This is a genomic window from Ideonella sp. (genome assembly GCF_044358605.1).
Lineage (GTDB): Bacteria > Pseudomonadota > Gammaproteobacteria > Burkholderiales > Burkholderiaceae_C > Ideonella.
Genome location: NZ_JBIKNQ010000020.1, coordinates 49,647 through 69,364, shown reverse-complemented (window position 1 = coordinate 69,364; position 19,718 = coordinate 49,647). Strand labels below are relative to the sequence as shown.

The following is a 19,718-nucleotide window of genomic DNA, read 5'->3' as shown; positions in this document are numbered from 1 at the left end:
CAACCATCGAATTCCTCAACGCGCCCTCAACCACCAGACCCCCATCGAGGCCCTGAAAAAATGGCACGCCTCACACCCCAAGCTCTTCACAAAACGTGTGAATGATCTCCCGGGGCTTGACACGTAGACTTCTCCGAGGTGGACGATCGAGCCATGTACGCGTACAGACGACTCCGGGTATGAGCAAAGCGCGGTAACTATGAGCCAGTTTCCATCCCAGTAGTCTTGCGACTGAGGAAACTGACGACCGTGCACCCATAAGCGCAACCCCGCAATTTGAAGATCCGGCTCGCCAAGGGTCTCAGGTTCCACAGATTTCATGATTTAGACGCCCAACGTTCGCGCTCGCCGGGAGGTGAAGTCATCTGCTGTAGCAAAAGGTTGAACCTCATTGCGGATTTCCGCCGAAGGTATTCAGTCGCAACAGCTCTCGCATCGGTCGTGAAACCCGAAAAGCCTGCTCCACGTCGACTTCGTCGCTGCACGCCCAATATGCAATTGTCTGAGCATGCAGAGCGCTGTGATTCTTGAGGAGCGATCTGATCCTCGCCCAACGATTGTTGAATACGGATTCGTCCGGCGAATCCTCGACGGATTGCATAAGCATTTCCATCAACGAGAAGCGCTGATCACTCGGCATTGCAAGCGTGTACGCGGCCAAGTATTGGTCAAAGTCGTCAGCGTTAGCGGCCTCCCACTCCCAGTCCTGCATCGCGTTGTCATAGGGCAGGCCGAACCGCATTGCCAACGCCTGGCGCGCTAACGTAGTCGGATAAAGGACAGTCTCAGTCATGAGGTTCAACCGTGTATTGGGGAGATGGGATTGCTGGGTAACACCAAAGCCTGTCCGCGAAACTCCGGGCGCCTGTTGGACGAAGCAGTGCACGCCAACAATGACTTGTGCCGTGACTGCTCTCTTTTCAAGCGACGTATCTGGCCGTCAAAAGCAGCACCCTCCTGTGGGTGGATTCTGGCAGCGGGGATAAACGATCTGCAAGCCTCTTTTCTCCGACCGGATTTCCCCCAAGATCGGGCGATCTCTGACCGCATGCATACTGTCTTCGCAGCCTGCCAAGCGCAGGAGGATAACGGTAGACCTGCGCTGGCGCAGGCCGTGGCCCGGGGCGATTTCTGAGGCGCCGAGGCGCGCAGGGCAAGGGCGTGGCGCGTGTACTCACGCGCTTCAAGAACATACTCGCCGTCATTGTTTGACCAAAGCGAGCGGGCAAAGCCCGGGAGCGGAGGGAGTTTGACGGCGCACGCCCCTGACCGAGCACTGAGGGCAGTCGGCGTGAGCCGACCGCCGATGCATGAGCCCCGGGCCATGGCCTGTGGCAGCGCACGCTCACCCCGACAAATGCACCTGAGGGGGTGCTATTGCCGGCGGAAGGTGCGCTCAAACCGCGATGAGCGCGCGCCATCGCTAGCGCCACCTACTTCTGAATGTCACCCAAGCAGAGGTACTTGACCTCCACATAGTCATCCATGCCCTGGCGCGCGCCTTCGCGGCCCAGGCCGGATTGTTTGACGCCGCCGAAGGGCACTTCGGCAGTGGAGATCAGGCCGGTGTTGACACCCACCATGCCGTACTCCAGGCCTTCGCCCACGCGGAAGATGCGGCCGATGTCGCGGCTGTAGAAATAACTGGCCAGGCCAAACTCGGTGGCATTGGCCAGCTCGATGGCTTCGGCTTCGGTCTCAAAGCGGAAGATGGGTGCCACGGGGCCAAAAATCTCTTCGCGGGCTACGCGCATCTCGGGTGTCACGCCAGAGAGCACCGTGGGGGTGTAGAAGCGCTCGCCGATGCGCTCGCCGCCCACCACCACCTTGGCGCCTTTGTCCAACGCGTCGGCCACCAGGGTTTCGATCTTTTGCATCGAGGGCTCGTCGATCTGCGGGCCTTGGTTGATGCCAGGCTCAAAGCCGTTGCCCACCTTGATGGCGGCGGCCTTTTCGGCCAGCTTGGCCACGAAGGCGTCGTACACGCTGCTCTGCACATAAAAGCGGTTGGCGCACACGCAGGTTTGGCCGGCATTGCGGTACTTGCTGACCATGGCGCCTTCGACGGCTGAATCCAAGTCTGCGTCGTCAAAGACAATGAAGGGCGCGTTGCCGCCCAGCTCCAGCGAGATCTTCTTGATGGTGGGCGCGCATTGCGCGGCCAAGATGCGGCCGACCTCGGTGGAGCCGGTGAAGGACAAGTGCCGCACCACGTCGGAGCTACACAGCACCTTTCCAATCTCAATTGAGTTGTCGCCGTCTGCCGTCAAGATGTTCAGCACGCCCGCAGGCATACCCGCACGCTGGGCCAACTCGGCCACGGCCAATGCGGAAAGCGGCGTTTGCTCGGCGGGCTTGATGACCACCGGGCAGCCGGCTGCCAGCGCCGGGGCCACCTTGCGGGTGATCATGGCGATGGGGAAGTTCCAGGGCGTGATGGCCGCGCACACGCCGATGGGCTGCTTGACCACCAAGTAACGCTTGTTGTTGTCCGTGGTGGGAATGGTCTCGCCATAGACGCGCTTGGCCTCTTCGGCAAACCACTCCACAAAGCTCGCGCCATAGGTCACCTCACCCCGCGCTTCGGCCAGGGGCTTGCCTTGCTCGGCCGTCATCAGGCGGGCCAGGTCGTCGGCGTTGGCGTGCAGCAGGGCAAACCAGCGCATCAAGATGGCGGCTCGCTCCTTGGCGGGCTTGGCGCGCCAAGCGGGCCAGGCCTTGTTGGCTGCGACGATGGCGTTGTGGGCGTCAGTGGCACCCAGGTTGGCCACATCGGCCAAATGTTCACCCGTGGCCGGGTCCGTCACGGCAAAGCGGCTGGAGGAGCCCACCCACTCGCCGCCGATCAGGGCGTCGGTTTTGAGCAGGCTGGGATCGTTGAGCTGAGAGAGGGGAGAGGAAGAGGTACTCATGGCTGCACTCTACCGCGTGCTCAGGCGCCCGCCGCCTTGAGGGATTCCCCAAGCACCGCCAAACCTTCATCAAGAATGGCATCTGACGCAGTCAGGGGCACCAGCACCCGGATGACGTTGGCATAGACGCCACAAGACAGCAGCACCAAGCCACGCTGGATCGCCTCGGCGCAGACGCGCTTGGTCAGGTCAGCATCGGGTTGGGTGATGTCGCCGCCCTTGAACAGCTCAATGGCGATCATGGCGCCCAGGCCGCGCACGTCCAGAATGCTCTTGTGCTGGCCGGCCAGGGCGGTCAGGCCCTTGCGCAGGCGCTCGCCCACCGCCTTTGAGCGGTCCAGCAGCTTTTCTTCCTCAAAAACCTCCAGCACGGCCAGCGCTGCGGCGCAGGCCAGCGGGTTGCCGGCATAGGTGCCACCCAAGCCGCCGGGGCCGGGCTTGTCCATGATCTCGGCCTTGCCGATCACGGCCGAGAGGGGGAAGCCGCCCGCCATGGACTTGGCCATGGTGATGAGGTCCGGTGCCACGCCCCACTGCTCGCAAGCCAGCCAAGTGCCGGTGCGGCCAGCGCCGGTTTGCACCTCGTCGGCAATCAGCAAGATGCCGTGCTTGTCGCACAGGGCGCGCAGCGCCTGGGCAAACTCGGGCGGGGCGGCATAGAAGCCGCCTTCGCCCTGCACCGGCTCCAAGATGATGGCCGCCACGCGCTCGGGCTCGATGTCGTACTTGAACAAGTGCTCAATCGACTTCAGCGAGTCGGCCACGCTCACGCCGTGCAGCGCGTTGGGGAATTCGGCATGGTAGATCTCGGCGGGGAAGGGGCCAAAACCGGCCTTGTAGGGCGCCACCTTGCCGGTCAGCGCCATGCCCATCAGCGTGCGGCCATGGAAGCCACCGCCAAAAGCGATCACGCCCTGGCGCTTGGTGGCTGCGCGGGCGATCTTGATGGCGTTTTCCACGGCTTCGGCACCGCTGGACAAAAAGAAGGCCTTTTTGGCAAAGTTTCCGGGCGTCTTGGCAATCAGCCGCTCGGCCAGTTCCACATAGGGCTCATAGGCCAGCACCTGGAAGCAGGTGTGGTGAAACTGGTCCAACTGCTGCTTCACGGCTTCCACAATCTTGGGGTTGCGGTGGCCGGTGTTCAGCACCGCAATGCCACCGGCAAAGTCGATGTAGCGCTTGCCTTCCACGTCCCAAATCTCAGCGCCTTCAGCCCGCGCAGCAAACACCTCGTAGGTTTGGCCCAGGCCCGAGGGCAGGGCGGCCTTGCGGCGGGCCATCAGGGCGGCGTTGGTTTGGGCGGGGGTCTTGGGGTCGAGGGGCATGTCAGTCTCCGGGAAAGGTTGGCCCGACTGTAAGGGCGGCGCCGCGCAGGTGCCATGTACAGCCAAGCCGAATAGCGCAAAGACTGTACCGGCCCAAGCCCCTGTACAGCCTTGCCCTAAGATGCCCGCGTGATGCTCCAACTTCAGCCCCAATCCACCACGCCCCTGGTGGCCCAGATCGTCGACGGCCTAGCTGCCCAAATCAGCAGCGGCGCGCTGCGCTCAGGCACCAAGCTGCCGTCCATTCGGCAGTTTGCGCACGCGCACCAAGTCAGTGTGTTCACCGTGGTCGAGGCCTACGACAGGCTGGTGGCCCAGGGCTTCTTGGTGTCGCGCCCACATTCCGGCTTTTTTGTGCGCAAGCGGGCGGTGGCCAGCTCGGCGCCGCAAGCCCTGCCCGCCGTGGGCCAAGGCTTTGATGCTATGTGGTACCTGCGCAAGATCTTTGAGCACCGCCATTTGAGTGTGAAGGCCGGCTGCGGCTGGCTGCCCAGCGACTGGTTGTTTGAAGACGGCGTGCGCCGCGCCCTGCGGGCCTTGGCGGCCGACGACGCTGACCTGGGCGGCTATGGCGACCCCAAAGGCTACCCGCCGCTGCGGGCCTTGATCTGCGAAACCCTGGCCGAGCAAGAAGTGGCCGTGCAACCCGCCCAGGTGCTGCTGACCCAAGGCTCCAGCCAGGCGCTGGACCTGGCCGTGCGCCGCCTGGTGCGGCCGGGGGATGCCGTGCTGGTCGACGACCCCGGCTATGCCAACCTGCTGTTCAGCCTGCGTTTTCAGGGGGCTACGCTGGTGGGGGCGCCGCGCACGCCGCAGGGCTGGGACTTGGCGGCGCTGGAGGCGCGCATCGTGGAGCACCGCCCCAAGGTCTTCTTCACCCAGCCGCGCCTGCAAAGCCCCACCGGCTCGGTGGCGCAACTGGCGCACTTGCACCGCGTGCTGCAGCTCGCCGAGAAGCACGACATCATCATCGTCGAGAACGACATCTACGCCGACCTGGACCCCGAGCCTCGGCCCTCGCTGGCCAGCCTAGACCAGCTCGCCCGCGTCATCACCATCGGCAGCTTCTCCAAGACCATCTCGCCCAATATCCGTGTGGGCTATGCCGTGGCCCACCCCGACCTGATCGAAGATTTGGCCCAGTTGAAGATGATGTCCGGCCTGACCAGTGCTGAGTTTGGCGAGCGCGTGGCCCACGGCGCGCTCACCGAAGGCCGTTGGCGCAAGCACCTCAAGGCCTTGCGCGAGCGCCTGGCCCAGGCTCACCAGCAGGTGGCTGGGCATCTTCAAACCCAAGGGTTTGAGTTGTTTGCCGAGCCCAAGGCCGGCATGTTCCTCTGGGCGCGGCACCCGGCCCTGGCTGATTCTCTGCCGCTGTCCAACCAGGCCAGTGAGCAAGACATCATGCTGGGGCCTGGCCACCTTTTCACCGCCGATTTGGCGCCCACGCCCTGGATGCGCTTTAACGTGGCCTTTGCCCAGGAGCCCAAGCTCTGGGAGTTCCTGGCGCGTCAGCTCGGCAGCGGACCCCGCTCCCTATAATCGTCGCTTCGCCTGCGTGGCGGCTCGCTGATGCCATTGAGCCACTGTTCAGGCCCCGTCCACCACTCATACTCAATGCCTGCTGTGCCCCGCGCGCAGGCACAGCGCTGAAAGACCGCCGGATGAAAGCCTCCGAGATCCGCAACACGTTCCTGAAGTACTTCGAGTCCAAGGGCCACACCATCGTGGGCTCCAGCCCCGTGGTGCCGGGGGACGACCCGACGCTGTTGTTCACCAACGCGGGCATGAACCAGTTCAAGGATGTCTTCCTGGGCTTTGACAAGCGCGCCTACAGCCGGGCCACCACCAGCCAGAAGTGCATCCGCGCTGGCGGCAAGCACAACGACCTGGACAACGTGGGCTACACCGCGCGGCATCACACCTTCTTTGAGATGCTGGGCAACTTCAGCTTTGGCGACTACTTCAAGCACGATGCCATTCAGTACGCTTGGGAGCTGCTGACCAAAGAGTTCAAGCTGCCAGCCGAGAAGCTGTGGGTCACCGTCTACTCTGAAGACGACGAAGCCTACGAAATTTGGAACAAGGTGGTGGGCGTCCCCGCTGAGCGCATCGTGCGCATCGGCGACAACAAGGGCGGCCGCTACATGTCCGACAACTTCTGGATGATGGGCGACACCGGCCCCTGCGGCCCCTGCACCGAGATCTTCTTCGACCACGGCCCCGACGTGGCCGGTGGCCCCCCGGGCAGCCCCGACGAAGACGGCGACCGCTATATCGAGATCTGGAACAACGTCTTCATGCAGTTCAACCGCACTGAAGACGGTGTGATGCACAAGCTGCCCAAGCCCAGCGTGGACACGGGCATGGGGCTGGAGCGCATCACCGCCGTGCTGCAAGGCAAGCACAGCAATTACGAGATCGACCTCTTCGTCAAGCTCTTGGCTGCCGCTAAGAACGCCGTGGACTTTGCCTCCGGCGTGAAGCCCGGCGAGGCTGGCTGCGACGCCGACAGCCCCAGCCTGAAGGTCATCGCCGACCACATCCGCGCCTGCTCCTTCACCGTGGCCGACGGCGTGATCCCCGGCAACGCGGGCCGTGGCTTTGTGCTGCGCCGCATTGCGCGCCGCGCTATTCGCCATGGCTACAAGCTGGGTGCGCGTGCGCCTTTCTTCCACACCCTGGTGCACCCGCTGGCCGTGGAGATGGGCGAAGCCTATCCTGAGCTGAAGAACGGCGCTAACCGTATTTTTGAGGTGCTGAAGCAAGAAGAGGAACGCTTCTTCCAGACCATTGCCCGGGGCATGGAAATTTTGGACGAGGCGCTCAACACGGGCACCAAGCAGATTGATGGCGAAACCGCCTTCAAGCTGCACGACACCTACGGCTTCCCAGTCGATTTGACAGCCGATGTCTGCCGCGAGCGCGGCGTGACGGTGGACCAAGCTGGCTTTGAAGTGGCCATGAACCGCCAGCGCGAGCAGGCCCGTGCCGCGGGCAAGTTCAAGATGGCTGCAGGCCTGGAATACAGCGGTGCGGCCACCGCCTTCCACGGCTACGAGCACTTGGTGTGCGAGACCTCCAAGGTCGTGGCGGTCTATGTGGACGGCAGCCCGGTGGCCCAAGCCCAAGCCGGTGACGACGCCGTCATCGTGCTGGACCACACCCCCTTCTATGCCGAGAGCGGCGGCCAGGCGGGTGACGCGGGCGAGCTGCGCAACGCCTCCACCAAGGTCGAAGTCAGCGACACCTTCAAGATCCAAGCCGATGTGTTTGGTCACCACGGCCACATCGCCGAGGGCACGGTGAAGGTGGGTGATGTGTTCGCGGCAAAAGTCAACGCCGAGCAACGTGCCAAGACCGTGCGCAACCACAGCGCCACCCACCTGATGCACAAAGCCCTGCGCGAAGTGCTGGGCGGCCATGTGCAGCAAAAGGGCAGTTTGGTGAATGCCGACCGCACCCGCTTTGACTTTGCGCACACCGCGCCTATGTCTGAGGCGCAGATCCGCCAAGTTGAAGCCCTGGTGAATGCCGAGGTGCTGGCCAATGCCCAGGCTCAGGCTCAGGTGATGGCCCTGGACGATGCGCAAAAGAGCGGCGCCATGATGCTGTTTGGCGAGAAGTACGGCGAGACCGTGCGCGTGCTCTCCATCGGCAGTTCCAAAGAGCTGTGCGGCGGCACGCACGTCAAGGCCACGGGCGACATCGGCCTGTTCAAGATCGTGGCCGAAAGCGGCGTGGCCGCAGGCATCCGCCGTGTGGAGGCCGTGACCGGCGACAACGCGCTGGCCTATCTGCAAAGCTTGGAAGCCACCGTCAACGACGTGGCCGCTGCCCTGAAGGCCGCGCCCGCCGAGGTGGCCCAGCGCATTGGCAGCCTGCAAGAGCAAATGCGCGCGCTGGAAAAAGAAGTCACCGCCCTCAAGGGCAAGTTGGCCTCGGCCCAGGGTGATGAGTTGGTCAACCAAGCGGTGGACGTCAACGGCATCAAGGTGCTGGCCGCCACGCTGCAAGGCGCGGACGCCGCCACGCTGCGCACCACCATGGACCAACTCAAGAACAAGCTCAAGACGGCGGCCATCGTGCTGGCAGCGGTGGACGGCGCCAAGGTGCAGATCGCTGCAGGCGTGACGGCGGACTCTTTAAGCAAGGTCAAGGCCGGCGAGCTGGTCAACTTTGTGGCCCAGCAAGTGGGCGGCAAGGGTGGTGGCAAGCCCGACATGGCCATGGCTGGCGGCACCGACGCGACCAAGCTGCCCGAGGCCTTGGCCTCGGTGCGTGCCTGGGTGGCTGAGCGCGTTTGAGCATGGGTGATTCCTCCACCTGGAGCAGCCTCGCCCAGCTCTCGGACATGCACTTTGTCTGGTGGCTGGTGTGGCTGGCGGCCTTCTTTTGGGTCAACGCCCGCAGCGGCATGCCTCGCTCTGCCTTGGCCCTCAAGCTGCGCGGCGCGGGCTTCGCGCTGTTCATCTTTGCAGCGGTGCTGAGCTTTGGCCGCGAGCTGGTGGGCATCTACCCCGGCCCCAAAGCCACGGCCGTCATCGGCGTGGCTCTGGCCCCGGTGCTGATGGCCTTTGCCGCCCGCAAGGGCTGGTGGGGCGTGATGATGCTGGCGCTGATCTCCTGGCCGCTGTTTGGCCTGGTGGCCTTGACGGCCTTCTTCGGCCTGCTGCTGGACCTGCGCGCCATCAACAGCATCCTCTTGCTGACAGCCGTGGGGCTGACGGTGTGGGGCTGCTTCTTCACCAAGCCCGACCCGGCCGCTGCCAACGGTTTTGCCTTTGGCACCGGCAAAGGTGGCTTCAGAGGCGGCTTTGCCTGGCAGGGCCCCGGCCCTGGGCCGGTGGACAGCGATGTGGTGGATGTGGATGCGCGCACGGTGGAGGAGCCCGCCATGCCGCTGCCCAGCCCCACGCGCGGCAAGGACGAGCCGCCCACTGCTTGAGTGGGCTGGATGACTGAGCTGCTGAACCTCGCTCACATGCCCTGGTGGGCCTGGGGCTGCTGGATCTTTGGCCTTGGCTTGGTGGTGCATCAGGCCGAAAGGCGCCGTGTCTTGCCCACGGGCCCGGTGGCAGCGGCCGTTTCGTCCACTTTCTTGGCGGTGGTGTTGATGCTGACGCTCGGCACCATGGGCTTGTGGCGCGCTTCCCCCGGCCTGGGCTGGCTGCTGCTGGCCTTGGCGGCTGTGATGGTGGTGGTGGGGTCGAACCGCGCGGGCTGGGCTTTTGTAGCGGTGGTGGTGGGTGCCAGCCTATTGCTCGCCAAAGTCAGCACGGCCTGGATGGCGCCTCTGGCCAGCATCTTGTTGCTGATCTCTGCCACATCTCTGGTGTGGGCGCTGGTCCGCAGCAGCGCCAAACCTGCGCCGCCGCCACCCCTTGAAGGCCAGTCCACTGCTGAGTGGCACGCCCGCCTCGACGAGCCCGATGCCCAGGATGGCGCTGACAAGTACACCCGGGAATGAGGGAATAGTGGGCGAGGCCGAGCAGCCTCCGTCCGCGCTGTTCCCCACGCTGAGCCCTCAGGGCTTGGCCCTGTGGCGTTGGATGCGCCAGCACCCACAAGCGCCGCTCTTTCGCAACCAAAGCGGGCCGCGCCTGTCCGCCGCGGCCCAGCAGGCCTGCCGTTGGCGGCAAGGGCTGTGGCGCCATGCGCCGCTGCCGCCCCCGGGCTTGCCGGGCCAGCAGCCTTGGTGGTTGGGGGCGTGGTTGGCCCGTCGATGGCCCCACATTCCGGCCTGGGCGGCATTGGCCCCCAGGCCGCTGCACTGGGGCGAGATGCCCACCCACCAGCGGGCTGACCTGAGCGCTGATTTGGCACGCCATGTTTGGGCCACCCACCCGCGCGCGGCGCAAGAGCCGCTGATCTGCTTCAGCACCTCGGGCACCACGGGCCACCCGCTCAAAGTGCCCTCGCTGCCCAGTGTGGCGGCCGACTACCGGGCCTTTCATCAACGCGCCTTGGCGCACTTTGGCATCCGCCTGCGGGCGGGGGCAGGGCAGGTGGGGGCGGTGCTGGCAGGCTTTCAGCAGCGCTGCTTTACCTATGCCTCGGTCAACCCACTGCAAGGCGACTGCGGTGTGGTCAAGCTCAACCTGGCCCCGCATGAATGGCGCCATGCGGGGGACCGCGCCGCCTATTTGGACGCGCTGGCACCCGAGCTGATCTCGGGCGACCCGGTGTCTTTGGCCGAGCTGGCAGAGTTGGCCGTGCACCATCGACCCCGTGCATTGCTGTCAACCTCTATGGCCCTGAGCCAAGGCCTGCGCCAGCACCTGGAGGCGCGCTTTGCCTGCCCGCTGTTGGACCTGTATTCCATGAACGAAGCTGGGCCTATTGCCGTGTGGCGCCCCACCGAGCAAGCCTGGCAGCCGCTGCAACCAGGCTTGTTCATCGAGATCGTCGACGACGACGGCCGCCCCTTGCCCGAGGGCGAACTCGGCGAGATCACCCTGACCGGCGGCTTCAATCCGCTGCTGCCGCTGCTGCGCTACCGCACGGGCGACCATGCCCGCTGGGTGCGCCGCCCCAGCGGCTGGATGCTGGCCGACCTGCACGGCCGCAGCCCAGTCCGCTTTGCCTGCACCGATGGCCGCTGGCTCAACAACATCGAGCTGACCCATTTGCTGCAGCGCCACCCCTTGCGCCGATGGGCGGTGCACCAGGCCGCCAGCGGTGCCCTGCGCCTGCGGCTGGACCCGCTGCCCGCCACCACCACCCGCCAGGCCATTGAGCAAGCCCTGCAGCACTTGCTGGGCCCCTGGCCGCTGCAGACCAGCGCCCTGATGGCCGACGACAAGGTGCGCCAATACAGCCGAGATGAGCCATGAGCCCTTTGGAGTTTGCCGCCAACGCGGTCACCACCTTGTCCATCGTTCTGGCCGCGCGCAACCATGTGGCCACCTGGTGGACGGGCAGCGTGGGCTGCGCCTTGTTTGGCGTGCTGTTCTATCAAAGCCAGCTCTATGCTGATGCCACGCTGCAGGGCTTGTTCCTGCTCAGCAGCCTATGGGGTTGGTGGTACTGGCGCGGGGCCCTGGCAGCCGCGCCGCGCCCCATCCGCCGCACGGGTTGGCGCCTCTTGCTGGGCTTGGCTGTGGCCGCCACCTTGCTGACTTGGGGTTACGGCAGCCTGCTCTTCCACCACACCCAGGCCTTCATGCCGTATCAAGACGCGGCGGTGATGAGCCTCTCCTTGGTGGCCCAAGGCTTGTTGATGACCCGCCGCCTGGAGACCTGGGCCTTCTGGCTGCTGGTCAACACACTCAGCGTGCCGTTGTTTTGGCAGCGCGAGCTGCACCTCACGGCGGTGCTCTATGCCGCCTATTGGCTCAATGCCTGGTGGGGTGGCTGGCGTTGGTGGCTGCAGTGGCGTGCGCTGCAAGGGCAGGGCGCATGAGCCCGCCGCGCTTCAAGCAAGGCTTGGTGGTCGGCAAGTTCTCGCCGCTGCACCTGGGCCATGAGTTCTTGATCGAGCAGGCCGCCCAGGCCTGCCAACACCTGCTGGTGCTGGGCTATAGCCAGCCCGAGCTGCCGGGCTGCGGGCGGCAGCGGCGTCAACGTTGGTTGGATGCTCGCGTCAACACTCGCTATGCGCATGTGCAGGCCATCGCCATTGACGATGCCTGGGTGCAGCAGCGCTGTGCAGCGGCCGGGTGGCCGCACAGCACCATGCCGCCCAATGACGCGGATGACGCCACCCACCAGCGCTATCTGGTTTGGCTCTTAACGTCGGTGTTGAGCGCTGAGTTTGCCCACACGCTAGATGCCTTGTTTTGCAGCGAGCCCTGGGGCCCCGCATGCGCGGCCATGCTCTCAGCCTCGGTGGGGTCGCTCGTGCAGCCTATGCTGGTGGACGTGGCCCGGGCCGCCCACCCCATCTCCGCCAGCCGCATCCGGGCTGAGCCTGCGGCGCAGGCACATCACCTGGCGCCGGAGGTCTGGGCCGACTGGCTGCCCCGTGTGGTGCTGCTGGGCGGCGAGTCCACCGGCAAGACCACGCTGGCCCAAGCCTTGGCCCAGGCTCTGCACACCGAATGGGTGCCCGAGTTTGGCCGCCACTGGTGGGAGCAGCGCGGCGGCCTCCTGGGGCCAGATGACCTGCTGCACATCGCCCACGAACAATGCCGCTTAGAAGACGACGCGGCGCTGCGCGTGGCCCGCGCGGGCGGGCGCGTGCTGGTCTGCGACACCTCACCCCTGACGACACTGGGCTATGCCGAGCTGGACAACAGCCCCGCCGCCAACGCGCTGCGGCCCTGGGCCATGCGCCCGTATGCATTGACCGTGCTGTGCCAGCCGGACTTTGGCCTGGTGCAAGACGGTACGCGGCGCGACCTGGCCTGGCAGCAGCGGCAACAGGCCTGGACGCAGCAAGCCTTGGCTGAGCGCGGCGTACAGGCCTTGACGGTGAGTGGCAGTGTGGAGGCGCGCGTGGCGGCGGTGCTCGCGGCCCTGCCGCACTCGGGCTAGCATCGGGCCATGTTCCTGCTGCGCTTGATGTCCTCTCTACGGCTTGGCGTCGGCCTGTTGGCGGCGGCGCTGTCGGCCTGCGGCCATATTCTGCCGACCAACGCCCCCGCTGAGGCGCCCGTGCCTGTGGCTGCGCCACCGGCCTCCTTCGACCCGCACTGGGTCCAACTGCCCTCGGGCGACGCCCAGACGCCTTCTCTTCCCGCTTGGTGGTGGCCTGTGGCAGGTGCCCAAGCCAGCCCGCTGGTGGTGGTGCTGCACGGCTGCGGCGGCATGTTCAGTGGGGCAGAGCGCGGCCAAGACCCCGGCAGCGGCGAGCGGGCTTTGTCGTCCCGTTTCAAACACTATGCCGCGCTGCTGCATGCCGAGGGTTGGCAGGTGCTGATCGTGGACTCGCTCACGCCACGCGGCGAGCGCGAGCTGTGCACTCAGCGCATGAGCCAGCGCCGCGTCACCCAAACCCACCGCCGTGCGGATGCCTTGGCCGCCCTGGCTTGGGCCGCGCAACAGCCCGGTGTGGACCCGCTACGCCTTGCGCTGATGGGCTGGTCTCATGGGGGAAGCGCGGTGCTGGCGGCGCTCAACGTGCGGCACCCCGAGGTGCGCCAAAGCCGCGTGCGCCCGGCTGCTGCTGTGGCCTATTACCCCGGCTGCGAAGCCGAACGGCAACGCGGCTTTGAACCCAGTGCGCCCCTGTGGCTGATGCTGGGTGCCGACGACGACTGGACCGCCCCTGAGCCCTGCCTGGCCTTGGCCCGCGAAGCCCAAGGCCCGCATGCCATCCAGCCCCAACTCTTTGCCGGCGCGGTGCACGGCTTTGACAGCAACGCCCCCGTGCGCCTGCGCCGCGATGTGCCCAACGGAACCCGCCCCGGCCAAGGTGTGCACGTGGGCGGGCAGCCAGAGGCCAAGGCCGAATCAGAAAAGATGCTGATTCGAGTCTTGCGCGCCGCAATGGCAGCACATGGGGCAGCACCCTAGCTCGGGTTGAGTCCAGCAATGTATCGCGGTATATTGCGGGCAATATGAACTACGTGCTGGACACCAACATCTTGGTGGCTGCCTTGCGCAGTCCCAATGGTGCATCGGCCGAGCTATTGCGGCGCGGGCTTCTAAGGCAGCTGCCGTTGATCTGCAGCGTGCCGCTGTTCTTGGAGTACGAAGACGTTCTGCTTCGTGCTGAGCAGCTTTCTGCGCTCCTGATTGAGCGTCAACAAGTGCTGAACCTCTTGGATGTTTTGGCGGGTTCGGTGAAACCGGTTGATATCCAGTTTCTATGGCGGCCCCAATTGCGGGACCCCAAGGACGACTTGGTGCTTGAGTTGGCGGTCAATGGACTTGGCCTCGGCAGTGCCGTTGCCATCGTGACCTTCAATCAACGTGACTTTCTGCCCCAGGCCAGCCATTTCGGCATCCAGGTGATCGGCCCCGCCCAGTTCTTTCAAGGAGTGTGAACGATGGGAACTCCCAGCAATTTCGCCCTGCGACTACCCGCCTCGCTGAAGCAAGGTGCCGAGCAGGTGGCGCGGGAAGATGGCACCACATTGAACCAGTTCATCGTCAGTGCCGTGGCAGAAAAGCTGTCTGCCATGCGAACTGCGCAGTACTTTGAAGAGCGAGCCCAGCGCGGCGATCTTCAAGCCGCTTTGACCTTGCTCGGGCGTGCCGGTGGCCTGCCCCCCGTCGAAGAAGATCGCCTGCCTGGTCAGAGCTGAGCGACCCATGCTGCAACTCGCGTTGACAAGCCCGCAAAGCCCCCTGCATACTGGCCTCATGAGCTTCGCTTTGTCGCAACCCCGCGCCCCCCGCTTTGATCTAGCGGCCCACCTGTTTGGTGGTGTGTTTGCGCACGTGTGCGCCGTCGTCACCCTGGTGATGGCCCACCCCCAACCCCCCTCCAGCGCGTAGCGAGCCCGCAGCTTTCCTGGCAGTGACCCTGCCAACTTCCAAGGCCCGCCACCACAGCGGGCCTTTTTATTTGTGTCTCCAAAACCTGAAGGAGCTTTGATGTGAACCCCGCCCGATCTGCCTCAACGTCCGAGATCAGCATCCGCCGCAGCCGTCCAGACGACGCTGCAGCCCTGGCCGCCTATATGGCCGACCCGGCTGTGTTTGGCCAACTGCTGCAACTGCCACACCCCAGCGAGGCGATGTGGCGCGAGCGCCTGTCCACCCCTGCGGTGCCGGGCAGCATGGACATCTCTCTGGTGGCAGAACTGGGCGGCCAAGTGGTGGCCAGTGCGGGCTTGTTTGGCACATCGCCCATGCTGCGGCGCAGGCATGCGATCGGCCTGGGCATCTCGGTGGCCGTGCCCGCCCAAGGCCAGGGCGTGGGTGACGCGCTGATGGCCGCGCTCACCGACTATGCAGACCACTGGACGACCCTGCTGCGCATTGAGCTGACGGTGTTTGCCGACAACGCCCGTGCCATTGCGCTCTACAAGCGTCACGGTTTTGTGGAGGAGGGCCGCTTGCGCGGCTATGCCATCCGCCACGGTGAATATGCCGACTGCCTGGCCATGGCCCGCTGGCGGCCTGAAGCGATGGCGCTGCAGCAGTAAAGCCCGAGCCGCGCTGAGTCGTGGCTCGCGCCCAAACGCCCGCACTGAGGCGCGGCTCTCTGCCATCCATCGGCCCCAGCGCCACCCTGTCGCAGCCCGGCAGACGTGGCGCGCGCTGTCGGCCACACTGCGCGCCACATCAACGCATGGAGGACAACCCCAATGACGCCCACCACCACCGCCCGCCGGGCCACCGCGACGCTGCTGCTGTGCACGGCTGCCGCCTTCAGCGCCGCCCACGCCCAAACGGCCCCACCTGGCGCAGGCAACATCACCGACACGCCCGAAGCCCTGTTCGCCAGCCTCAAAGCCATGGACGACACCGTGTTTGAACAAGGCTTCAACCGCTGCAACATCCCTGCCATGACCAGCGCGCTGCACCCGGACCTGGAGTTCCTGCACGACAAGAGCGGCGCCAGCCGCCACGATGACTTTCTGCAGTCCTTCAGCACCGGCCTGTGCGGGCGGGTGGGCTATCAATCCACCCGCCAACTCATCCCCGGCAGCCTGCAGGTCTTTCCTTTGCGCAACAAAGGCCAGCTCTATGGCGCAGTGCAAATGGGCGAGCACGAGTTCTATGAAACCACCACCGGCCAAGCCCCACGCTATGGCTCACGCGCCCGCTTTGTGCACACCTGGCTGCTGGTGGAGGGGCGGTGGAAGCTGTATCGGGTGTTGAGCTTTGACCACCGGCCCTGACCTTGGCCGCTGGCATACTGTTTTGCATCTCCAGCAAACAGGCCGCCTCCACCATGATCGTCTCTAACCTCGAAACCCTGCCGGGCCAGCACGTCGTCAAACACCTGGGGCTGGCCCAGGGCAGCACCGTCAAAGCCAAGCATGTGGGCAAAGACTTTTTGGCGGGGCTCAAGAACATCGTCGGCGGTGAACTCAAGGCCTATACCGAGCTGATGCAGGACGCCCGCGAAGAAGCCGTGCGCCGCATGGTGGCCGAGGCCACCTCTATGGGGGCCAATGCGGTGCTGAATGTGCGCTTTGCCAGCACCTCCATCACCATGGGGGCGGCCGAGATCCTGGCCTATGGCTCGGCCGTGGTGGTTGAGCCGCTGCCCACCGCCGCCACCGCCGTCACCCCCCAGGCGTGACGCACGGAGCCACCCCATGGAATGGTTGAACTTGGCGCAGTTTGTACTGCCGCTGATCTTGGTGGTGGTGGGTTGGGTGGTGGGCCGCATCTTGGAGCGCCGCCACTATGCCTCCATCCGCCAGCGCGAGCAGGAACTCGCCCATGTGCTCGTGTTCTCCACGCGCCTGCCACCGCCCCAGGGCAGCGGCCACCGCAGCAGCTTGGTCACAGGCAGCGTGGTGGTGTCGTCGGACTACTTCAAAACCTTTATCTCGGGCCTGCGCAACCTGGTGGGCGGCAACTTCAAAGGCTATGAAACCCTGATGGAGCGCGGCCGCCGCGAGGCTCTGCTGCGCCTCAAGGCCGACGCCCTGGCCCAGGGCTCCACCTTGGTCATCGGCCTGCGCTTTGAAAGCTCACGCATTGCCGGCAGCCAAACCCCCTGCATGGAAGTGCTGGCCTATGGCACCGCGCTAAAGGCATAAATAAGCCGCCCCATGCAGCTTGAAAACCGCCCCCCGGCTGAAGGCATCAACGCCGAGCCTGAGCGCCTGGGCTCAGACGCCATGTGGCTGGTGGCGGGCACCTTAGGGCTGCTGCTGGCCCTGGTGCTGGGCCTGCACTATGCCGCCACTTGGCTGGCGCCCAAGGTGCCCTTCAAACACGAAGTGGCCCTGGCCGAGCAACTCTGGGGCCCAAGCCCAGACACCAGCCGCCCGGAGGCTGAGCAGGCTGCCAACAAAGCCCTGCAAGCCTTGGCGGACAGCCTGCGCGCGCCGCTGGGCATTCCGCCCGACATGCCCATCAGCGTACGGGTGGACGACAACAAGGCCATCAACGCCTACGCAACCCTGGGGGGCAGGGTGGTGATCTTCAAAGGCCTGCTCGCCCACCTGCAACGCGAAGATGAGCTGGCCGCGCTGCTGGCCCACGAGATGGCGCACGTCAAACACCGCCACGTGGCCGCCAGCATGGGCCGGGGTGTGGGCATCGCCCTGGTGCTGAGCATTGTGTCGGCCAGCGCCGGCAGCGAGGTGGCAAGCGGCGCCCTGGGCCAAACCACCGGCCTGCTGCTGCAAGGCTACAGCCGCGAACAAGAAACCCAGGCCGACGAAGACGCCGCCCGCGCCGTGGCAGAGCGCTATGGCCACGTGCAAGGCCTGCTGCGCCTCTTTGCTGTGCTGGAGGCCCAAGCCCCCAGTACCCCCAACGCCCCGCAATGGCTGCGCAGCCACCCGCACACCCACAACCGCCAGGCCACGGCGGTGGCGTGGGCTCATGGGCAAGGCGTGGCGGTGCAGGGGGAGGCGGCGGAGGTGCCGCAGGTGGTGAGGGTGTGGGTCGAGCGGTAGCTCGGCGTGTGCTTGAACCTGCGCTTTGCTTTGTGTGACACTGTGCCCATCTGCCCTGCCAAGAAAGGAGCGCACCATGGCTGAATTGACCATTGCCGTGCCAGACGAGCTGGCTCGTTTGGCCCAATGCCGTGCGCTGCAAGAAGGCTCGTCATTGCAGGCCAAGATCGAGGAGATGCTGGCTGAGTATGTGGCGGGAGAGGCACTGCCAGCGAACGAACCCGTTGCAGCGACCCCGTCCGATTGGGTTCAGCGTTTGCGAGCCGCCGTTGATGAGTTTGGCGGTATCGATGATGAAGAGTGGCAGCGCTTGATTCCTCCGAGAGGTGCTGGCCCGCAACGGCCCCCGCCTGACTTCGGCGAGCCGAAGTGAGCAACCAGCCAGCAGCTGGCGGCCATGTGGCGGAGCCCCTTGCCGCCTATTTGGGCACGCGTTTGCTGCTGGATACCAATGTCATTTCCGAATTGCTTCGACCACAGCCTGAACCCCGCGTGCAGGCGTTTCTGAACACACCCGCTCTGCCCTTTGTGCTATGCACGGTGGTTTTGGCGGAGCTCTGGGCTGGCCTCGCACGATTGCCTGACGGACAGCGCAAGCAAGGCCTGAGGCAGCGTAGCGAACAGGTGCTCTCAGAGTGGACGACTTTGGAAGCACCGCTGGCCTTTGACCTTATGGCAGCGCGACGGTATGCGGATTTGCTGGCGCACCGAGAGCTCCTGGGGCACCCAATCAGTCATGAAGATGCGCAAATTGCCGCGATAGCTTATGCCCATCAATGCACGTTGGTGACGCGTAATGTGAGAGATTTCGAGGGCTGCAACATCGTACTGTTGAACCCCTGGCTTTAGTCACCATGTTGGACATGGCGTTCCCTCAGGCTGCGCTCTTGCCTCTTGTTCCTTGTTTTGATTTCACCAACCCCCGGAGCCCCACCTCATCATGCCCATCACCCTCACCTCCGCCGCCTTGCCCGTCTTCAAAACCGCCCTCGCCAACTTGGCCCATTGCCTGAGCAAGGCCGAAGCTAACGCCCACATGCGGCAGTTCAACCCCGATGTGTTCGTGGGCCTGCGTTTTGCGCCGGACATGCTGCCTTTTGCCGCACAGGTGCGCATTGCCTGTGATGCGGCTAAGAACGGCACGGCGCGGTTGAGCGGCTTGGCGGCACCCAAGTTTGCGGACGATGAAACTACGTTTGCGCAATTGCAAGAGCGCATTGCCAAGACCTTGGCCTGGCTGGAGACGGTGCCTGCGGATGCCTTTGATGGGCGCGAGGAGCAGGACGTGACCTTCCCGGTGGGCAGGGAGACCACGCGCACCATGAAGGGCGAGGCCTATGTGAAGCACTGGGCGATCCCCAATGTGTACTTCCATGTGACCACCGCCTATGCGCTGCTGCGCCACAACGGGGTGGACCTGGGCAAGGCGGATTACTTGGCGTGTGCGCAGGCCGAGGCCTGAGGGACAGGGCCTCTCCATGCACAGCGCCAGTTCATCTCCCACGATTCGGCCCTTTGAGGCGGCCGACGAGGCGGCGGTTATCGCCCTGTGGCACCGCTGTGGCTTGGTGCGCGCCTGGAACGACCCGGCCAAGGACATTGCCCGCAAGCTGGCCGTGCAACCCGAGTTGTTTGGGGTGATGGTCGATGAGCGCCCGGGCCACGAGGGGGCGGTGCTGGGCACGGTGATGGCGGGCTACGAGGGCCACCGGGGCTGGATCAACTACCTGGCGGTGGACCCGGCCGCCCAGCGCCACGGCCTGGGCCGCGCGCTGATGAACTGGGCCGAAGCCCGGCTGGCCGAGGCCGGTTGCCCCAAGATCAACCTGCAGGTGCGCGAGGGCAACGAGCCGGTGCTGGGCTTTTACGCCGCCATTGGCTTTACCAATGACGGCGTGGTGAGCTTGGGCAAGCGGCTGGTGAGCGACGAGGGCGAGTCAGGCGCCCGCTCGCACTGAGCCCGCCCACCCCCGTTCGCCCTGAGCTCGTCGGAGGGCCATGAC

The 19,718-nt window shown here is 65.2% G+C and carries 23 protein-coding genes; 20 read left to right on the top strand and 3 right to left on the bottom strand.

All coding sequences use genetic code 11. The features are described 5' to 3' along the window. Positions 1-388 precede the first annotated feature (388 nt). The 3 genes from ACIQ3Q_RS09315 to gabT all read right to left on the bottom strand — a co-directional run bounded on the left by ACIQ3Q_RS09315 (position 389) and on the right by gabT (position 4,237). Entirely contained in the window at positions 389-793 is a 405-nt protein-coding gene (locus ACIQ3Q_RS09315) for a hypothetical protein (protein WP_396268800.1), read from the bottom strand. 640 nt (positions 794-1,433) lie between these two features. Then, a complete protein-coding gene (locus ACIQ3Q_RS09310; protein WP_396268799.1) occupies positions 1,434-2,912 on the bottom strand; it encodes an NAD-dependent succinate-semialdehyde dehydrogenase in 1,479 nt (492 codons plus the stop codon). 20 nt (positions 2,913-2,932) lie between these two features. Beyond that, on the bottom strand, positions 2,933-4,237 hold the full coding sequence (gene gabT, locus ACIQ3Q_RS09305; protein ID WP_396268798.1) for a 4-aminobutyrate--2-oxoglutarate transaminase: 1,305 nt from the start codon (positions 4,235-4,237) through the stop codon (positions 2,933-2,935). 132 nt (positions 4,238-4,369) lie between these two features. On the opposite strand from gabT, the gene ACIQ3Q_RS09300 reads away from it, so the two are divergent. The 20 genes from ACIQ3Q_RS09300 to ACIQ3Q_RS09205 all read left to right on the top strand — a co-directional run bounded on the left by ACIQ3Q_RS09300 (position 4,370) and on the right by ACIQ3Q_RS09205 (position 19,673). After that, on the top strand, positions 4,370-5,779 hold the full coding sequence (locus tag ACIQ3Q_RS09300; RefSeq protein ID WP_396268802.1) for a PLP-dependent aminotransferase family protein: 1,410 nt from the start codon (positions 4,370-4,372) through the stop codon (positions 5,777-5,779). Between the two features lie 122 nt (positions 5,780-5,901). Beyond that, positions 5,902-8,544 (top strand): alanine--tRNA ligase, encoded by a 2,643-nt coding sequence (gene alaS, locus ACIQ3Q_RS09295; protein ID WP_396268797.1) that lies wholly within the window; start codon positions 5,902-5,904, stop codon positions 8,542-8,544. Between the two features lie 2 nt (positions 8,545-8,546). Then, entirely contained in the window at positions 8,547-9,185 is a 639-nt protein-coding gene (locus ACIQ3Q_RS09290; RefSeq protein ID WP_396268796.1) for a hypothetical protein, read from the top strand. A 9-nt stretch (positions 9,186-9,194) separates the two neighbouring features. Beyond that, on the top strand, positions 9,195-9,707 hold the full coding sequence (locus tag ACIQ3Q_RS09285; protein ID WP_396268795.1) for a hypothetical protein: 513 nt from the start codon (positions 9,195-9,197) through the stop codon (positions 9,705-9,707). After that, entirely contained in the window at positions 9,679-11,073 is a 1,395-nt protein-coding gene (locus tag ACIQ3Q_RS09280) for an AMP-binding protein (RefSeq protein ID WP_396268794.1), read from the top strand. Before ACIQ3Q_RS09285 ends, ACIQ3Q_RS09280 begins: the two co-directional genes overlap by 29 nt. Next, on the top strand, positions 11,070-11,642 hold the full coding sequence (pnuC, locus tag ACIQ3Q_RS09275; protein WP_396268793.1) for a nicotinamide riboside transporter PnuC: 573 nt from the start codon (positions 11,070-11,072) through the stop codon (positions 11,640-11,642). Before ACIQ3Q_RS09280 ends, pnuC begins: the two co-directional genes overlap by 4 nt. Then, positions 11,639-12,715, top strand: a complete 1,077-nt coding sequence (locus ACIQ3Q_RS09270; protein WP_396268792.1) for an AAA family ATPase — start codon at positions 11,639-11,641, stop codon at positions 12,713-12,715. The genes pnuC and ACIQ3Q_RS09270 overlap by 4 nt, the downstream gene beginning before the upstream one ends. Before the next feature lie 9 nt (positions 12,716-12,724). Beyond that, positions 12,725-13,696: a dienelactone hydrolase family protein gene (locus ACIQ3Q_RS09265; protein WP_396268791.1), complete on the top strand. Its 972-nt coding sequence runs from the start codon at positions 12,725-12,727 to the stop codon at positions 13,694-13,696. 44 nt (positions 13,697-13,740) lie between these two features. Beyond that, the gene (locus ACIQ3Q_RS09260) at positions 13,741-14,169 is read left to right on the top strand and encodes a putative toxin-antitoxin system toxin component, PIN family (RefSeq protein WP_396268790.1); all 429 of its coding nucleotides are present in this window, start codon (positions 13,741-13,743) and stop codon (positions 14,167-14,169) included. 3 nt (positions 14,170-14,172) lie between these two features. After that, positions 14,173-14,430 carry a pilus assembly protein HicB gene (locus ACIQ3Q_RS09255; protein WP_396268789.1) on the top strand — a complete coding sequence of 86 codons (258 nt, stop codon included), beginning with the start codon at positions 14,173-14,175 and terminating at the stop codon, positions 14,428-14,430. 58 nt (positions 14,431-14,488) lie between these two features. After that, positions 14,489-14,623: a hypothetical protein gene (locus ACIQ3Q_RS09250; RefSeq protein WP_396268788.1), complete on the top strand. Its 135-nt coding sequence runs from the start codon at positions 14,489-14,491 to the stop codon at positions 14,621-14,623. 101 nt (positions 14,624-14,724) lie between these two features. After that, positions 14,725-15,276 carry a GNAT family N-acetyltransferase gene (locus ACIQ3Q_RS09245; RefSeq protein WP_396268787.1) on the top strand — a complete coding sequence of 184 codons (552 nt, stop codon included), beginning with the start codon at positions 14,725-14,727 and terminating at the stop codon, positions 15,274-15,276. A gap of 162 nt (positions 15,277-15,438) precedes the next feature. Beyond that, a complete protein-coding gene (locus tag ACIQ3Q_RS09240) occupies positions 15,439-15,975 on the top strand; it encodes a nuclear transport factor 2 family protein (RefSeq protein ID WP_396268786.1) in 537 nt (178 codons plus the stop codon). Between the two features lie 2 nt (positions 15,976-15,977). After that, the gene (locus tag ACIQ3Q_RS09235; protein ID WP_396268785.1) at positions 15,978-16,382 is read left to right on the top strand and encodes a YbjQ family protein; all 405 of its coding nucleotides are present in this window, start codon (positions 15,978-15,980) and stop codon (positions 16,380-16,382) included. A 16-nt stretch (positions 16,383-16,398) separates the two neighbouring features. After that, positions 16,399-16,848, top strand: a complete 450-nt coding sequence (locus tag ACIQ3Q_RS09230) for a YbjQ family protein (protein ID WP_396268784.1) — start codon at positions 16,399-16,401, stop codon at positions 16,846-16,848. Between the two features lie 12 nt (positions 16,849-16,860). Then, positions 16,861-17,715, top strand: coding sequence for a M48 family metallopeptidase (locus ACIQ3Q_RS09225; RefSeq protein WP_396268783.1), 855 nt, complete (start codon positions 16,861-16,863; stop codon positions 17,713-17,715). A 76-nt stretch (positions 17,716-17,791) separates the two neighbouring features. After that, positions 17,792-18,088 (top strand): hypothetical protein, encoded by a 297-nt coding sequence (locus tag ACIQ3Q_RS09220; protein ID WP_396268782.1) that lies wholly within the window; start codon positions 17,792-17,794, stop codon positions 18,086-18,088. 62 nt (positions 18,089-18,150) lie between these two features. Continuing rightward, positions 18,151-18,564 (top strand): type II toxin-antitoxin system VapC family toxin, encoded by a 414-nt coding sequence (locus ACIQ3Q_RS09215; protein WP_396268781.1) that lies wholly within the window; start codon positions 18,151-18,153, stop codon positions 18,562-18,564. A gap of 91 nt (positions 18,565-18,655) precedes the next feature. Further along, positions 18,656-19,177: a DUF1993 family protein gene (locus ACIQ3Q_RS09210; protein ID WP_396268780.1), complete on the top strand. Its 522-nt coding sequence runs from the start codon at positions 18,656-18,658 to the stop codon at positions 19,175-19,177. Between the two features lie 16 nt (positions 19,178-19,193). Beyond that, entirely contained in the window at positions 19,194-19,673 is a 480-nt protein-coding gene (locus ACIQ3Q_RS09205) for a GNAT family acetyltransferase (protein WP_396268779.1), read from the top strand. Positions 19,674-19,718: the final 45 nt, after the last annotated feature.

Bases quoted from the DNA above. Each gene is read 5' to 3' on its own strand.
- ACIQ3Q_RS09315 (WP_396268800.1), bottom strand. From the start codon at position 793: ATGACTGAGACTGTCCTTTATCCGACTACGTTAGCGCGCCAGGCGTTG.
- ACIQ3Q_RS09310 (WP_396268799.1), bottom strand. From the start codon at position 2,912: ATGAGTACCTCTTCCTCTCCCCTCTCTCAGCTCAACGATCCCAGCCTG.
- gabT (WP_396268798.1), bottom strand. From the start codon at position 4,237: ATGCCCCTCGACCCCAAGACCCCCGCCCAAACCAACGCCGCCCTGATG.
- ACIQ3Q_RS09300 (WP_396268802.1), top strand. From the start codon at position 4,370: ATGCTCCAACTTCAGCCCCAATCCACCACGCCCCTGGTGGCCCAGATC.
- alaS (WP_396268797.1), top strand. From the start codon at position 5,902: ATGAAAGCCTCCGAGATCCGCAACACGTTCCTGAAGTACTTCGAGTCC.
- ACIQ3Q_RS09290 (WP_396268796.1), top strand. From the start codon at position 8,547: ATGGGTGATTCCTCCACCTGGAGCAGCCTCGCCCAGCTCTCGGACATG.
- ACIQ3Q_RS09285 (WP_396268795.1), top strand. From the start codon at position 9,195: ATGACTGAGCTGCTGAACCTCGCTCACATGCCCTGGTGGGCCTGGGGC.
- ACIQ3Q_RS09280 (WP_396268794.1), top strand. From the start codon at position 9,679: ATGGCGCTGACAAGTACACCCGGGAATGAGGGAATAGTGGGCGAGGCC.
- pnuC (WP_396268793.1), top strand. From the start codon at position 11,070: ATGAGCCCTTTGGAGTTTGCCGCCAACGCGGTCACCACCTTGTCCATC.
- ACIQ3Q_RS09270 (WP_396268792.1), top strand. From the start codon at position 11,639: ATGAGCCCGCCGCGCTTCAAGCAAGGCTTGGTGGTCGGCAAGTTCTCG.
- ACIQ3Q_RS09265 (WP_396268791.1), top strand. From the start codon at position 12,725: ATGTTCCTGCTGCGCTTGATGTCCTCTCTACGGCTTGGCGTCGGCCTG.
- ACIQ3Q_RS09260 (WP_396268790.1), top strand. From the start codon at position 13,741: ATGAACTACGTGCTGGACACCAACATCTTGGTGGCTGCCTTGCGCAGT.
- ACIQ3Q_RS09255 (WP_396268789.1), top strand. From the start codon at position 14,173: ATGGGAACTCCCAGCAATTTCGCCCTGCGACTACCCGCCTCGCTGAAG.
- ACIQ3Q_RS09250 (WP_396268788.1), top strand. From the start codon at position 14,489: ATGAGCTTCGCTTTGTCGCAACCCCGCGCCCCCCGCTTTGATCTAGCG.
- ACIQ3Q_RS09240 (WP_396268786.1), top strand. From the start codon at position 15,439: ATGACGCCCACCACCACCGCCCGCCGGGCCACCGCGACGCTGCTGCTG.
- ACIQ3Q_RS09230 (WP_396268784.1), top strand. From the start codon at position 16,399: ATGGAATGGTTGAACTTGGCGCAGTTTGTACTGCCGCTGATCTTGGTG.
- ACIQ3Q_RS09225 (WP_396268783.1), top strand. From the start codon at position 16,861: ATGCAGCTTGAAAACCGCCCCCCGGCTGAAGGCATCAACGCCGAGCCT.
- ACIQ3Q_RS09220 (WP_396268782.1), top strand. From the start codon at position 17,792: ATGGCTGAATTGACCATTGCCGTGCCAGACGAGCTGGCTCGTTTGGCC.
- ACIQ3Q_RS09210 (WP_396268780.1), top strand. From the start codon at position 18,656: ATGCCCATCACCCTCACCTCCGCCGCCTTGCCCGTCTTCAAAACCGCC.
- ACIQ3Q_RS09205 (WP_396268779.1), top strand. From the start codon at position 19,194: ATGCACAGCGCCAGTTCATCTCCCACGATTCGGCCCTTTGAGGCGGCC.